General features: G+C 43.1%; 9 protein-coding genes. 3 read left to right on the top strand and 6 right to left on the bottom strand.

Features of this window, described 5'->3' with window-relative positions; translation table 11 throughout:
* Position 1 precedes the first annotated feature (1 nt).
* The 5 genes from RSJ42_RS14715 to RSJ42_RS14695 all read right to left on the bottom strand — a co-directional run bounded on the left by RSJ42_RS14715 (position 2) and on the right by RSJ42_RS14695 (position 6,586).
* On the bottom strand, positions 2-1,546 hold the full coding sequence (locus tag RSJ42_RS14715) for a proton-conducting transporter membrane subunit (protein ID WP_410508016.1): 1,545 nt from the start codon (positions 1,544-1,546) through the stop codon (positions 2-4).
* Complete coding sequence (locus tag RSJ42_RS14710) at positions 1,543-2,229, bottom strand: hydrogenase subunit (RefSeq protein WP_410508015.1); 687 nt, start codon at positions 2,227-2,229, stop codon at positions 1,543-1,545. Before RSJ42_RS14710 ends, RSJ42_RS14715 begins: the two co-directional genes overlap by 4 nt.
* Positions 2,226-3,167 carry a respiratory chain complex I subunit 1 family protein gene (locus tag RSJ42_RS14705; RefSeq protein WP_410508014.1) on the bottom strand — a complete coding sequence of 314 codons (942 nt, stop codon included), beginning with the start codon at positions 3,165-3,167 and terminating at the stop codon, positions 2,226-2,228. Before RSJ42_RS14705 ends, RSJ42_RS14710 begins: the two co-directional genes overlap by 4 nt.
* Positions 3,164-5,104, bottom strand: a complete 1,941-nt coding sequence (locus RSJ42_RS14700) for a proton-conducting transporter membrane subunit (protein ID WP_410508013.1) — start codon at positions 5,102-5,104, stop codon at positions 3,164-3,166. The genes RSJ42_RS14705 and RSJ42_RS14700 overlap by 4 nt, the downstream gene beginning before the upstream one ends.
* A 780-nt stretch (positions 5,105-5,884) precedes the next feature.
* Positions 5,885-6,586, bottom strand: a complete 702-nt coding sequence (locus tag RSJ42_RS14695; RefSeq protein WP_410508012.1) for a dihydrofolate reductase family protein — start codon at positions 6,584-6,586, stop codon at positions 5,885-5,887.
* A 99-nt stretch (positions 6,587-6,685) separates the two neighbouring features.
* On the opposite strand from RSJ42_RS14695, the gene RSJ42_RS14690 reads away from it, so the two are divergent.
* Positions 6,686-7,597 (top strand): ABC transporter ATP-binding protein, encoded by a 912-nt coding sequence (locus RSJ42_RS14690; protein WP_410508011.1) that lies wholly within the window; start codon positions 6,686-6,688, stop codon positions 7,595-7,597.
* Positions 7,590-8,843 (top strand): ABC transporter permease, encoded by a 1,254-nt coding sequence (locus RSJ42_RS14685; RefSeq protein WP_410508010.1) that lies wholly within the window; start codon positions 7,590-7,592, stop codon positions 8,841-8,843. Before RSJ42_RS14690 ends, RSJ42_RS14685 begins: the two co-directional genes overlap by 8 nt.
* A gap of 951 nt (positions 8,844-9,794) precedes the next feature.
* On the opposite strand, the gene RSJ42_RS14680 is transcribed toward RSJ42_RS14685, so the two are convergent.
* Complete coding sequence (locus RSJ42_RS14680; RefSeq protein ID WP_410508009.1) at positions 9,795-11,156, bottom strand: right-handed parallel beta-helix repeat-containing protein; 1,362 nt, start codon at positions 11,154-11,156, stop codon at positions 9,795-9,797.
* 793 nt (positions 11,157-11,949) lie between these two features.
* Here RSJ42_RS14680 and RSJ42_RS14675 point away from each other — a divergent pair.
* Positions 11,950-14,745, top strand: a complete 2,796-nt coding sequence (locus RSJ42_RS14675; protein ID WP_410508008.1) for a CHAT domain-containing protein — start codon at positions 11,950-11,952, stop codon at positions 14,743-14,745.
* Positions 14,746-14,758 lie beyond the last annotated feature (13 nt).

Below are 14,758 nucleotides of genomic sequence, written 5' to 3'. Positions count from 1 at the left end.
CTTAAACATACCCGAGCTCAAGAATTATTGCATCAAGCAGGTCTCTCAGTGAATCCGGGAAATAAAAACCCAGGGCAAGGGCAAGAGCAAGCATAAAGATTGCCGGGATTCTCATCCCGCTCTTTACTACATATTTCTTCGGAAGCCCGGTTTCATCGTAACCTGCTTTTCCGGTTGTGTCTTTCAATTCAGCTTTTTCTATCCCCGCATGTGTTCCGGTTGTGCGGTGTTCTTTCTCTTTTTCTTCCTCTACGGTCACTTTTGAGAAAGCCTTCAGGAGGAAATTTGCAAAGGATGCAGCTGCAAGAATCAACATAAGCAGCAATGAAAGTGTCAGGTAAGGGGAAATTGCCGCGCTTTCAAGCAGGATGAAAAACTTTGCCGGGAAAAGAGGGAAAGGCGGCATTCCAACGATTGCAATGCTTCCGAGTATCAGGGCCCAGGCTGCCCTTGGCTGGAGTTTAAAGACATCCCACATGTTTTCACGCATATTGCTTCTGTATTGCCTGTGCAGGATGCCTGCGGAGAACAGCAGGGTTTCCTTTACAAGGACATGGACAAGCATATAGAAAAGAGCCCAGAAAAGTGCAAGAGGCGTCCCTATTCCTATCCCTATGAGGAGAAGTCCCATATGCTCGACACTTGAGAAAGCTATCAGCCTCTTCAGGTTTCTCTGCTGGAACATGCTGAATGAAGCAAGGGCAATTGAGAAAATTCCTGCTGCAAGCAGGATAGAAGATGCCTGCGGGGCTACATTGCTTTCTCTGAGCAGGGAGTACATCCTTATTATCCCATAAATCCCCAGGTTCTGCATCAGCCCTGAAAGGATTGCGCTTACCGAAGGAGCTCTTGCATATGCATCAGGAAGCCAGGTGTGGAAAGGGGCTATTCCTGCTTTTGCGCCGAAGCCTATGAACATGAATGTAAAGCTTGCAAGGAGGAGGGCAGGTGAAAACTCAGAAACATGAACTTTAAGTTCCGTCCAGTTGAGGGTTCCTTCTCCAAGTGCCTGTTCCGAGATGGTGAACAGGAAAATCAATCCCAGGAAAGCAAAGAGCATGGCTCCTGACACTATAAATACGTACTTCAGGGCCGCATCAATATTTTCCCTTGCAGAAAGAATTGCAACAAGCATGGCAGCACAGACTGTTGTGAGTTCCGCAAAGATCCAGAAGAGCGCCAGGTTATCTGAGAAGAGCGCAACTGTGGCTGTAATAAGCAGGAGGTTGAAAGCAAGGTAGAAGGTCTTCAGGTTCTTTGGGTCAAGTTCTCCTGCTTCCATAAGGCTGTCAGTATATCCTCTCGCATAGAAGGCAGCAGCAGTGAATCCCAGGGATGTTATCAGTTCCACGTAAAGGTTAAGGTGGTCAAGATAAAGGGTTTCCCCGAGCCTTCCTGGCAGATCAAGCATGATAAGAGCTACACAGCTTACAACAAGATGCAGCAGACCGTTTCCAGCTGCAAGCGCATTCATCAGCCTGTGAGACTTCGGAATAAGGCCGAATGCCAGAAATATTCCCATTACTAACAGGTAGTACCTGATCACTGGGATTCACCTCCGGTCCAGATCTGCAATTTCCGGAATTTCTGCCTGTATTCCTCAATGCTGGAATCCATTCCCACAGCCAGGATTGTGGTCAGTATGACCAGTATAATAAGGTCAATTATGATCAGGACTTCTATAATGAAAGGAAGCTCGGTAACAAAAAGGCCGAACATCAGTACCCCATTTTCCATGCTGAGGTAGCCAAGAGCTTTTGTGATGACCCTTTTTCTGCTGAATACTACAAGCATACCCATCAGAGTCAGGGAAAGCCCTATTACAGCCCCGAAGAAGAAAAGCTTCGAAAGGGGCAGCCCTTCGAAAACTTTTGAAAGGAAGGTGTAAGAGAGGATAATAAGACCTATGCTCAGCAGAAGAGAGGGTGTTGGCTCCAGATACGCAAAGTGAAGGTCTCTTCCAATTCTAATTTTCTGTTCTATCCTGGAAATGAAATATGGAATCAGGATTACCTTGCTCCCCAGGGTCAGGACTGCCAGCAGTATAAGCTGACCTTTCCCGTCCATCATGTAGAGAAGGATGGAGACTGCAGCCAGCAGGAAAGACTGGAATGTATATGCGGTCAGTACGGAGCTCAGGTTGCGGGTTGAGATGATCAGCCCTGCACTGATTAGGACAAAGACGAAAAGTATCTTGATTATACCTTCCAGTAAAATCGGGTCAATCATGCAAACACCTCGATAAGGATAGTAATGGCTGAAAAGAAAAATGCCATGACATAAAATGCAGGAAGCCTGAACAGCCTCATCTTTGCAAGGGACGATTCAAATAGCCCTATTATTATTGCAAGCAGCCCTGCCTTCACAAGAAAGAGGAGGACTGAAGCCGCAATTTTTCCGGCATTTATCTCAGTACTTAGCCCTACAGGAAGGATTGTGTTTATCAATATCCCCATTAACAGGAGCTGTTTAAGGGCATGGGCAAGCTCGATAAGGGCAAGGTTCTTTCCTGCCTGTTCGAGGATCATTGCCTCGTTAATCATTGTAAGCTCAAGATGGGTTGCCGGATTGTCCACAGGCAGCCTCCCGGTCTCCACTACAAGGATAATGAAGAGAGATATTGAGACAAGGACAAGTGTTGGGCTGATGGGAAGAATTTTACCGGCCGTAAGTGCGAACATCTCGTGCAGGTTCAGGCTTTTCAGGACAAACGCCAGGGCTGCAAAAGCAATTACCATTGTAGGTTCGATCACAGCTGCAAGGCTCATGGACCTTGAACTACCCATGCCTCCGAAGGCGCTTCCTGCATCGAGCCCTCCAAGGGCTGTAAAGAACCTTTCAAGCGCCAGGAGATAAAGGAAAATAATTATATTCCCCAACCCTCCTGCAGGCTCAGGAATAAAGATTAAAGGCACGAAAAAGGAGCAGACGAGCAGGGTTGAAAGATTCAGGCATGGAGTAACCCGCATGACCCATGAGGAAGTCGGAGAATAAACCGATTCTTTTTTCATGAGCTTTCTTAAGTCGTAATAGACCTGAAACAACCTGGGCCCTTTTCTTCCCTGGGCATATGCCTTCACTTTACGGATCAGAGCCATATACAGAGGGGCTGCCAGCAGGGCAAAGAGTGGATTCAAAAGGGCAAAAAGCAGGAACGAAGTGTTCATACAAAGCCCCCTGTTGCTATAATCAATACAATGACTGCGATAAAGGCATAAAGGACATAACTGTCAAGTTTTCCGTTCTGCAGTTTTGAAACATATTTTGAAAAAATATCAATTGCCTTTGCAGGAGGAATATAAAGGTATTCTTCAAAGAAGCGAAGCAGGCGGATTTCCACTTTCCCGTTCTTAAAGAGGCTTTCCTGTTCGTCGAAATACTCAGCTTTATTCACAATCTTTGTCCTGTAAACACTTTTGAAGATCATCACAAGAGGCTCGGAAAAGCCTGCAGAGCTGTATTCCATGTAAGGGGTGAGAGCCGGAATCCCGCATCCCCAGGTTTCACTGATTCTGGCGGGGCCTGTTTCCTTTGAGCGGATCATCATGGAGAGGGATGCATATATTAACCCGAGAAGAATCCCGAGCAAAAGCAGGTCAGGAAACTCAATCTCCCAGCCTGCAAGAGATAGGAGCTGTTTTGAAAAGAGCCCTCCCAGTATACAGAAAGCTGCAGGCACTGCAGGCCCTATAAGCATGGGTTTCCGGACTTCTTCAGCAAGCCGGCTTTTTTCCGAGCGCGGCATAGCAAGACAGGTGATGCCAAAGAGTTTCACAAAAAGGGCAGCTGCCAGTGCTCCTGTCAGGGCAAAGCTTGAGAGGGCAGTTATAAGAAATACGGTAAGCAGAGGGTCTGTTACGGAAAAAGACTGAAAGAATGCCTGATAGAGCAGGAGCTCTCCAGCAAAGCCATTTGTAGGCGGCAGAGCTGCAATGGAAACCGAGCCTATTATAAAAAGGGCTGAGGTTACGGGCATATTTTTCACAAGCCCTCCAAAGGCTTCGATTTTTCTTGTGCCTGTAGCATGGACCACAGAACCTGCACAGAGGAAGAGGAGGCTTTTGAAAATGGCATGATTGAAAGCGTGGAAGCATGCTCCTGCAAGGCTTAACAGAGCAAGTGATTCGAGCCCTTCAACTCTGAATATTGTGTACAGCCCTATTCCCGTAAAGATAATCCCTATGTTTTCAATGCTGCTGTAAGCGAGTAGCCTTTTTATGTCGTTTTCTTTAAGGGCATAAATTACTCCGAAAAGGCCTGAAATGCTGCCTGCTGTAAGGATGAGTACTCCCCACCAGAGTTCGGGGGCAGAGACAGAGAGCAGAAAACGCAGGAAACCATAGACTGCAACCTTCAGCATGACTCCTGACATTAAAGCCGAGACACTTGAAGGGGCTGCAGGATGGGCATAGGGCAGCCATTTGTGGAAAGGTACAAGCCCTGCCTTGACTCCAAAGCCAATAAACAAAGAAAGGAAAGGAAGAGCCAGATCTGCAGCGGGGTATTCGAGAGGTCCGAAGTCGGCAGATCCTGTCAGCCTGAAGAGGCTTATGAAGCCCAGAAAAAGAAAAGCCGTGCTTATATTTGTCATTACAAAGTAGAAAAAACCGGCTTTTTTGTTTTCCTCGGAAGAATAGTCATGCATTACGAGCAGCATAGATGAAAGGGACATTATTTCCCAGAAAATCAGGAAGCCTACCATATTGCCTGCGACTACGACCATAAGCATGGCAAGAATAAAGAGATTTGTCAGGGCGGCCTGCAGGCTTTTCCTTGCTTCGCTTTTAGCGTGTTCAACGTATTCAATCGAATATATCGAAACTCCGGGCACGACTGCTGCGATTATCAGGATGAACCCGGCTGCCAGCCTGTCTGCACTCAGGGTAAAATCCAGGCCCGGAAGAAATCCTATGACTGGAAAAACGAGCTCTTTTCCGGTGTAGAGAATTATGCCCGCAAAGCCGAGAAGCAGGATTGATGAAAGAAGAGAAAGGTAAAAAGCAGCCTTCCTTATGTTTTTTGTGCGGTACAGAAGAGGAAGGGCGGTTCCGGATATAAGGGCAGCGACTGCACCATACATGAGGGCTTCGAGCAATATATTCACTCCTCAAACCTTGCTCTGATATCCAGAAGAAAGGCTGAAAATAGTTTTTCAGTCCGGGTAGAGAGTTCCTGCTTTCCGGCTCCTGTTCCGCTTAAAACGAGACTTTTAAAACTGTCCTCTACATGCGAGGTAAGGGGGGTATTTATGTAATTCGTATTGACATTCCACCGTAAATTTCATCCGGGAGACAGCTTTTCCCGAAAACGTTTTTTGCCTAACACTCTCTAATATTATATAGGTTTACATTATAAACTTTATTGCACCGATTAATAATTATTATTCGTGATATATATTTTAGCTAAAATAAGGATCGGGAAATATTACATTAAAATGAATCTTTTCTGGCCTCTCAAGACGGATTTTTCATGTCTTATTTTTATGCAGGAAGGTTTGAATAATCAGAATTACTTTAATTTTCTCCGATTGTTCTCTTCCTAACAGAATTAGTTTTAAGTCCAAAACTTTAAGAAAAATTAATAACTTTGTTCAAAAATTAATACCTGCTCAATGTTTTGAAAATGAAGCATTTTTGCAAGCATTTTTGCATTATCTGCGGAATACCCGTATTATCCTTATTCGGCAACAAAAAATAAGATTTAAAAAAATGAAAGAGGAGTGAAAAAGGAGTGCATAGATAAAAAGGAGTGTATAGGTAAAAAGGAATATATAGATAAAAGGGAACCTCTATAAAAAGAGGTATATAAATAAAAAGAAAGTATCTGATAGAAAAAAGTATATAATAGGATGAAAAGAAATTTCAATAAATAAATTTTAATATTTTTATTCTTTTAAAACCCTGTAAACCAGATGTACATACTTCTTTTCTACAATCTCGTTTCTGACAAGTTCCAGTTGAATTCCGCTTTTCTCGATGCCTCTGAAAAGGTTTGTTCCTGTTCTTCCCACAATTTCCGGAGTTAGAATTAAACTTACCTCTTCAACAAGCCCCTGTTCGAGCAGTATGCTGTTCAGTATTCCTCCGCTGTCAGAGACGACGAGCTTAAATCCATATCTTTCGGCTGCGATTTCAAGAGCCTGCTTGATATCTACCTTTTCTGCTCCTGCCCGAATAAAATCATAATTTCTTTCTTTGAGGTAATTTATGTATGGCTCTGGAGTTTTTTCCGATACAAGGACAATTACATCTTTACTGTATTCCGAACGCCTGAAAACATGCATAAGCCCTTCGAGAATTCCTCTGGAATCTGCTATCATCCAGTAAGCCCTTTTGTCTTCTGGCAGGATATCAGGCTTCTTAAAATCCGATTCCTCTTCCTGAGGGATTTTATCGCAAAAAAACTGCGTTCCGGTCTTTGCAGTGTTTGAGCCAACTATCATGGCATCGGGCTCATAACTGCCCAGGATTCCATAATGAACCTCAAGGTTTGCATTAAAACCGGTAGTTGAGCCGTCAATACTTATGCTGTTGTGTATTACCAGTCTGGGTAGCATATTGTCACCTATCCCCAAAATTAAAGTCATCCGTTAACTCAAATTAGAGTTAACTTAAATTAGAACCGTTTATTAACTTAAATCCAGGATCCAATAAACTTATTCTATATTAGAATATATTTAATCTGGATGCATGCTCTGGAATTTGAAAGCGTATCAAAGTCTTTCGCAGAAAAAAATGTTATCAGAGATATTTCCTTTTCAGTTGAAGAGGGTGAGATTTTCGGACTGCTTGGCCCAAACGGGGCTGGAAAAACAACCCTTATAAGGCTGCTTCTTGATATCCTGAAACCGGATTCAGGAGAAATTCGCATTTTCGGCGGTTCCCTTACCTCTGCTGCGAAAGACAGGATAGGCTATCTGCCTGAAGAGCGGGGGCTGTACAGGAAAACAAAGCTTCTGGATATGCTTGTCTACCTTGCGCAGCTTAAAAATATCCCTAAAAAAGAGGCTCATACAAATGCAGAGGCACTTTTAAAATCCCTGGAACTCTACGAATACAGGGGAAAAAGAGTGGAAGAGCTCTCAAAAGGAATGCAGCAAAAAATTCAGTTCCTATCTTCTATCATTCACGACCCTGAGCTTATTATTCTTGATGAGCCGTTCTCCGGGCTTGACCCTGTGAGCACAAAATCCATTAAAACCAAAATCCTCGAATACAGAAATGCGGGCAGGACCGTTATCCTTTCCACGCATATGATGGAGCAGGCGCAAAAGCTATGCGACAGGATTCTTATGATAAATAAAGGCAGGCGAGTACTCTACGGTACAGTCGCAGAAATACGAAAAGAACATGGAAAAGACTCCCTGCTTGTAGAATTTGCAGACAAAAGAGTTCATGGCGTAATTGGAGAAGTTCCAGGCATCAAAAGAGTTTCCGAGCACGACGGATCGGTTGAAATATTTCCTGAGGAAGGAGTAAACTCTCAAACGGTTCTTCAGGAGCTTGTTAAGAGGGCCGAAATCCTGCGCTTTGAGCATGCACTCCCATCCCTTAACGATATCTTTATCGAAACTGTGGAGAGTGTTTCTGGTGAGTAAGTTTTCCGGAAAAACCTTTACTGTTGCCAGGCATGAGTTCACGAAGACTGTCAGGCGTAAAGAGTTTCTTTTCATGACCTTTGTTTTTCCTCTTCTCCTTGCCGGAATCACTATTATTCCTTCTCTGCTTGCCAGTACCGTTCCTGACGAAGATCAGAAAATTGGTTACATTGACATGACAGGTTCTTTAGAGTTTCCGGAATCTTTTACCACAGAAGGTTTTTCCGTAGGCCCCATGGAGGCAAAGCCCTCAACCATAGAGTTCATAGGGTACGAAGACAGTTCCGAAGCCAGAGAAGATATGCGTTCCGGTGAAATCTCCTCTTACCTTATAGTTCCCGAAGATTTCCTTGAAACCGGCGTGATCGAACTATATGCTTCCAGAGGGGGATCTTCGGTTCCAAACTTTGAGCTTTCGGCTGAACTCTCAGATATAGCAATTGACTCTCTCCTGAAAGACAGAGTGGACGAGGCTGTGCTTGAAAGGGTAAAGAATCCGGTCAACCTGAAGCTGTACAGCATAGGGGATAACGGAGAATCTTCGGAACAGGGCATAGCTGAGATCCTCGCCGATTTTGGACTGCCTTTTATTACTGCTTTTCTCCTTTTTTTCAGCATTTTTTCTTCATCAGGATACCTTCTCCGTGGAGTTGCAGAGGAAAAGGAAAACAGGATTATGGAGGTTCTTCTTTCTTCTGCAACCCCTATTGAGCTCCTGACCGGCAAAATAACTGGACTTGGTGCAGTTGGCCTTTTGCAAATTACTGTGTGGCTTTCAGTGATTGTTATCGGGGGCGGATATGCCCTCCCTGTAAATGTGGATCCTATGCTTCTTGTTCTTGCTCTCATTTACTTCCTGCTGGGTTTCCTTTTCTTTGCCAGCATGATGGCAGGGATCGGGGCAGTGACAGGTTCTCTTCAGGAGAGCCAGCAGGTTGCGGGAATCTTCACTTTTGCTGCCGCATCTCCTCTCGTTTTCATGCAGCTTATCCTTACCAGTCCCGACAGCCCTCTTGCAGTCTTCCTTTCCCTTTTCCCCTTTACATCTTCCGTAGCCATGCTTTCCAGAATAGGGGCTTCGGAAGTGCCTTTCTACCAGGTCGCAGCAAGCCTCTTTATTCTCTTTGTTTCCATTCATGCAGTAATCATAATTTCGAGCAGATTATTCAGGGTTTATTTGCTCATGTACGGAAAAAGGCCCGGCATAAAAGAAATTATGAAGAGTGTCAGGGAAGCCGGAAGGTGAAAAAAGCGGATTAAGGAAAAAAAACACGCTGATTTTGAACTGACACATTAAAACCGGCTTGAATTGACAGACCAAATACCTGAACCCTCCTTTAACCCATTTGCTTTCTATGAAATGACTTTTTAAATACTGAAGGTAAATGAAAGCTATTACGTTGATGAATAACGGCGCTCGGTTACTAGTTTTTCTTACTCATTAAGCAATTTCCAATTCTATCGCTGGTATTTTATATTATGAGTTACATAGTATTAATTGGTTCATAAGGGAAGTACTGTAAAATGGAGCAAATTCAGGACAGCCTGAAAACTGATCCCGAAATCTACTTCATTAGCGCGTAACTGTAAAATGGAGCAAATTCACGACGGCTTGAAAACCGATCCTGAAATCTACTTCATTAACGCGTAAGCTTAAAATGAAGCGAATTCAGGACAGTCTGAAAGCTGATCCCGAAATCTACTTCATTGACACAGGATCCCTGTGAACCACCTGACTTTTACCTGACTTATTTTTGATTCAACGACCTTTTTTACAATAACTTTTCTGTGAGTTAGATCTGCTCGAGTAGATTTGCTCGGTACGTACGGTTAATTTCTAATCTGACAGGTTTTTCTGCGCACTTTTTAAAGAAAAGGGCTGGCTTAATCCGAAACGAAATATTACATGAGCGTGCCGGTAAATCCTGCTTATAATGATATCGGCTGGATATCCGGGAAGATGCTGAAAAGAAAAATGCGAAAGTAACTGGCTGAGATACAGGGATAATCCTTCCCAATGCGTCCATACCTGGAAATTGCTCGGCAATTAATATATGAGCCTGCGTGACGCGAATAATGAATATCTGAGAAAATATGATTGGGGTGCAACAGTAAGCAGCTGTTGCACTCTATGAAGAATAAAGTAAGAAGTGTTCAGGATTGCTTGCTTATTTCGCAGGAATCAACCTCATTAAGGTCATTTCGTTCCCGCAGACAATGCCTCAGTCCATCGGAATTCTTTCCTCATGGATTCACTCTTACTTACCTGTTCGACATACCCATTATCAACATTAACATCGGATGTTGAATTTGCATATAAGTAATTTCCACCGGTGTTATTTGAAAGGCAGTTGTTTTCAAGAATAAATGAATGGGTATTATTCAACTTGTTAAATATAGCATATCCTTTCCCGGCTGTATGGCTTGGCTGGGTATTAATAATTATGTTATTTTTTACAATAGTCGTATACCCTGACTCAGGAGCCGTAAATGCGGAGCTGACTCTTTTATGGGCAATGGCTGCACCATAGCATCCGTCGAACAGGTTGTCTTCTATAAGGGTGTTTTGAAACCCGCTAAGCACCACGCCTCCTGCCCAATCAGCGCCCTGATTGGTGCCGGTTCTGTAGATTTTGTTATTATGGATGTGTATATCTTTTGCAGTATCTTTGGAATATTTGGATCCGTAACCCGTAATCCAGATGCCTGCTGCATTGGTTTCATACAACAGGTTGTTGAATATTTCAATATCATCCATAACAACCGATGAGCCATCTTTCTGGACCTGAATTCCTGCTCCTCCTTCTCCCTCGGAGTTAATGGTATTGTTATAAAATTTTACATAATTCGAGTTGTAAATTCTCAAACCGCTGTTTGTTCTGCATGTTATTCTGTTATTCCAGGCTTCCACATTTGAAGAATATATGACATAGAGGGCATCATGACCTAACTTGTACACTCTGTTGTTGTAAAACTGAATGTTTGAACATCTTGTAACTTTTAACCCGTCTCCGTGGCTGTCATGCATATAGAGATCATATACCTGTATGTTTTCGGAATTAAGGAAATGAATCAGGTTATAATACCCTGCTCCTCTCTTCTTTTCCGCATTGCCATCATGGTTTCCGTCTATCTCAAAGCCCCTTACGGTGATATCATGGTTTCCGGAGCTATTCATCTGCGTAATTATAGGCTTATCTGCTGGCCAATCTGCTTTATCCTCAAGTTTGATTACAGCTGTGGGATCTCCTTCCAGAACCGTATTACTTCCGATAAGAATACTGCCTGATACTGTGTATGTGGTATTTCCCTCCAGACGGACAGTTGTGAATTCAGGATTTTCTGCCACGTAAGTTAGAGCTTTATTTATCTCAACCTGATCATCTATACCATCGCAGTTGAAATCTCCACTACCACTGGCAGTTACATAAACTGTTTTACCCAGAGGTTCAGTTGATAGGAAGACAATAATAGCTGCTATTAAAAAAATCAAAATCAGGCTGGAGATTATTATCTTTTTTCTACTATTCCATCTGTTTATTTGCATTTTTTCGTCCATTTTGCGTCCCCAAATATGTTAGAATATAATCCTCATGTACTAAAAAAATTTACCTGTTAAGTGTTGAAAAAAGCATTCTTCAAAATATTTTAATGTGCGGCAGGTCGTTCTACTGATAATAGAATCAGGATCAAGGATTCGGTCTTTGAGGAAAGATCGTAAAGGATAGCTTAAGTTTACGATGGATTTGTGCGTGGTAATCTTAAAGTAAATTGATCGAAAAAAGAATTAACGAATATAACTCTTAATATTGCATTCATATACAGCTGATTATTGCATTCATATACAGCAGATCAATATACAACTGGACGTGCTGTCTGATAAAAATTATTTTTTTCGTTTGTCCAGAATTTTTTTAGTTAATTTATAAAAATAGATTTGTAAAATATTTTTATCGTCCTGAGTGCCCTATCTCTCACATAAGATAAGCGTCTTCAGTGTTGAATACCTTCAGCAAGGCTGCTTACATCCTCTTCCTGGGAGACTGGAATTCCCGAGACCTCGAAAGCAGCGCTCATGAGTCTGCTGGTCTATCTGTAGGCTTTATGCGTGCCAGGTATTCCATCCATTGTAAGCAGTCCTGATCAGCTCCAGATATCTCAGCAGCTATACTTGTGGGGCGGTTCCTGGACAAAGAACACGATTTTTCTTAATCGAATTTCCTCTATATTGATATAAACATATATTCAACTAGATATTAGATTGAAAGATATAACGAGTAATGAGATAACCGGAAAACTATGTAGAATATGATACTCATTTTTTTGACTCCCTGATAATAGAGGTTATCATAATGGGGTTTTGGAGCAGGCTTTTTGGAACTAATAAAAAAGATCAGTCCTCAATATTACCAAATGAAGTATCCATAAAAGACCTGCAATTGATACTCGTAGAGATTGACAGCCTCTGGAGTCCTAATAGTATGCCGAGAAAAATCATGCTGCTTCGGCATGCATTATCCCTGGTCCAATGCAAGTCCAGCCCTAAACTCTGGGCTGTTCTACAGGTGATATTGGGTGACAGTTTGTATCAAAATCCTCAAGGAGATATGGCCGAGAATCTTGAGCAGGCTATAGAAAGTTATAACAGGGCACTTGAGGTGTATACGCGTAAGGATTTTCCGGCTGACTGGGTCGAAACTCAGAACAATCTGGCAAATGCCTATTTTAGCCGTATTAAGGGAGACAAAGCTGAGAACCTTGAGAAGGCTATAGTGCTTTATAACAGGACCCTTGAGGTGTATACGCATAAGGATTTCGCGGCCGAATGGGCTTTGATTCAATTCAATGTGGCGAATGTTTATCGTGCCCGCATTCGGGGAGACAGAGCCGGAAACCTTGAGCAGGCTATAGAACACTATAACAAGGCTTTGAAGGTATACACGCAAAATATTTTTTCAGCGCAGTGGGCTTTAACCCAGAAAAATCTGGGGGAAGCCTATCGTGATCGTGTCTGGGGAGACAGAGCAGAGAACCTTGAGCACGCCATAAAACTTTATAACATGGCTCTTGAGGTGTATACCCGTAAGGGCTTCCCGGCGGACTGGGCTATGATTCAAAACAGTCTGGGACTTGCCTACTCTAGCCGTATTCGGGGAGACAAAGCGGAAAACCTTGAGCAGTCCATAGAACATTACAACATGGCTCTTAAAGTGTATACGCGTAAAAGTTTCCCGAAGGACTGGGCCGAAACTCAGAATAATCTGGGAAATGCCTATCGTGATCGTGTTTGGGGAGATATATCCAGGAACATAGGAAAGGCAATCAGTCATTACCATAGCGCTCTTGAGATCTACAAACTTGAATCAATGCCACATGATTTTCTCAAAACATGCAGACTCCTGGGAGACCTGTACTTTGATACGGAACAGTGGGGAAATGCAGCTGAGAGTTATAAGGATGCCATAAAGGCAGACGGCCTTCTTTACAGGTCTGGTTTATCTGCGGGAAGCAAGAGCATCGAGGCAGGTAAGAATGCCTGTGTCTTCCGGAATGCTGCTCTGGCAGCTTACCGTATGAACCTGGAGAATGAAGCACTGATTACCTTTGAGAGAGGCAAGGTCCGCTTGCTCAATGAAGCGTCAGGACTGAAGATGAAAAAACCAGGAGGTGTCCCAGATACGGAATGGGCGAAGTACGAGCAGGCTGTGGAAATGTACCGTAATGCTATAAAGCTCTCTACCCGGAAAGATTATGCTTTAAAGGAAAAAAGTGTTCAAGAAACCCTTAAGGACCTGTGCGAAGCAGAAAAGGTTGTACAAGCTTATAATCCTGGCTTCCAGAAGGAGCTTGAGACCCTGGATATCTTATCGGTATTAGATGATGAAACAGCAATTCTTACATTCTGCATAACAGACAAAGGCAGCATAGGGTTCTTAATTAGTGAATTAAACAGTATACAATCAGCGGGTATACCTGACTTCAAAACTAAGGATTTAAATCGCCTGCTTTTTAATGCCGATGATCAGGGTAACATTAAAGGCGGGTGGGTAGGTAGTCATGCAAATTATCAACATGCTTCGGAAACCTATTATCACTATGTTAATGAGTATGTGAAGGAGAAAACTACCGAAAATAAGGAGCAGTTTCTTGAGGCACATAAAAATTATGAAAGCATCTTTAAGGAATGGCAAAATACTTTAAATGAGGTATTATCTATCATTGGTCACAGGCTTCTCTCTCCACTCCTCGTAGAGCTTCCACCTCAAATTAAAAGACTAATCCTACTGCCTTCTGGCGGTCTATTTCTGCTACCCTTGCATGCGGTTCCTCTATCCGATGGGCAGCCCCTCTGCCAGCGTTATTGCATAAGTTATGTTCCTTCTATTCCGTTACTGAAAGAGATGCAGAATGATGCTATGACAACCGAAGGAAAAAGCCTTTATGCTGTAATTAATCCCCAGGAGGACCCTGCTCTGGCATTTTCAGGCTGTGAAGGTCAAGCAATATCAAGACTTTTCGAGTCTAGCCAGGTGAATGTGGGTAAGACTGGTACAAAAACTGCTGTCTTAAAAGAGGTGCCTGGAAAGGCATATCTCCATTTCTCCTGTCATGGCAGCTACATCTGGGATGATCCTGCCCAGTCCGGACTTTACCTTGCAGGCGGACAAACTCTTAGCCTGTCCGACCTTCAGAATGACGAAGTGAACATATCCTCAACAAGGTTGGTTACGCTATCTGCCTGTGAAACAGGTGTTGCCAGTATTTTGATAGGTAACGCCGATGAGTTTGTTGGCCTTCCTGCAGGTTTTATGCTTGCAGGTGTTCCATGCGTGGTTAGCAGTCTCTGGTCAGTCCCGGATATTTCAACAGCCATGCTGATGGAGCAGTTCTACTCCAATCATATTGTTGAAGGAATGGATATTCCTGAGGCGTTACAGGAAGCTCAGCTATGGGTCAGAGATCTTACATCTAGGCAGGTAACAGATTATATGGAAAAATGCTACTATTCGGGCAAATGGGAAGGTAAAAGCAAAGAAAATATAGAACAATATATAGAACGTTATCTCAAACTGGCCGAAGAATCTCCAGAGAAAAAGCCTTTCCAGCACCCCTATTATTGGGCAGCTTTTACAGTTAACGGAGAATAAATTTAGAGCTTGC

Source organism: Methanosarcina hadiensis, from assembly GCF_046529725.1.
Taxonomy (GTDB): Archaea; Halobacteriota; Methanosarcinia; order Methanosarcinales; family Methanosarcinaceae; genus Methanosarcina; species Methanosarcina hadiensis.
The sequence above is the reverse complement of the archived record's forward strand: the minus strand, read 5'-3'. Positions and strand labels throughout refer to the sequence as shown.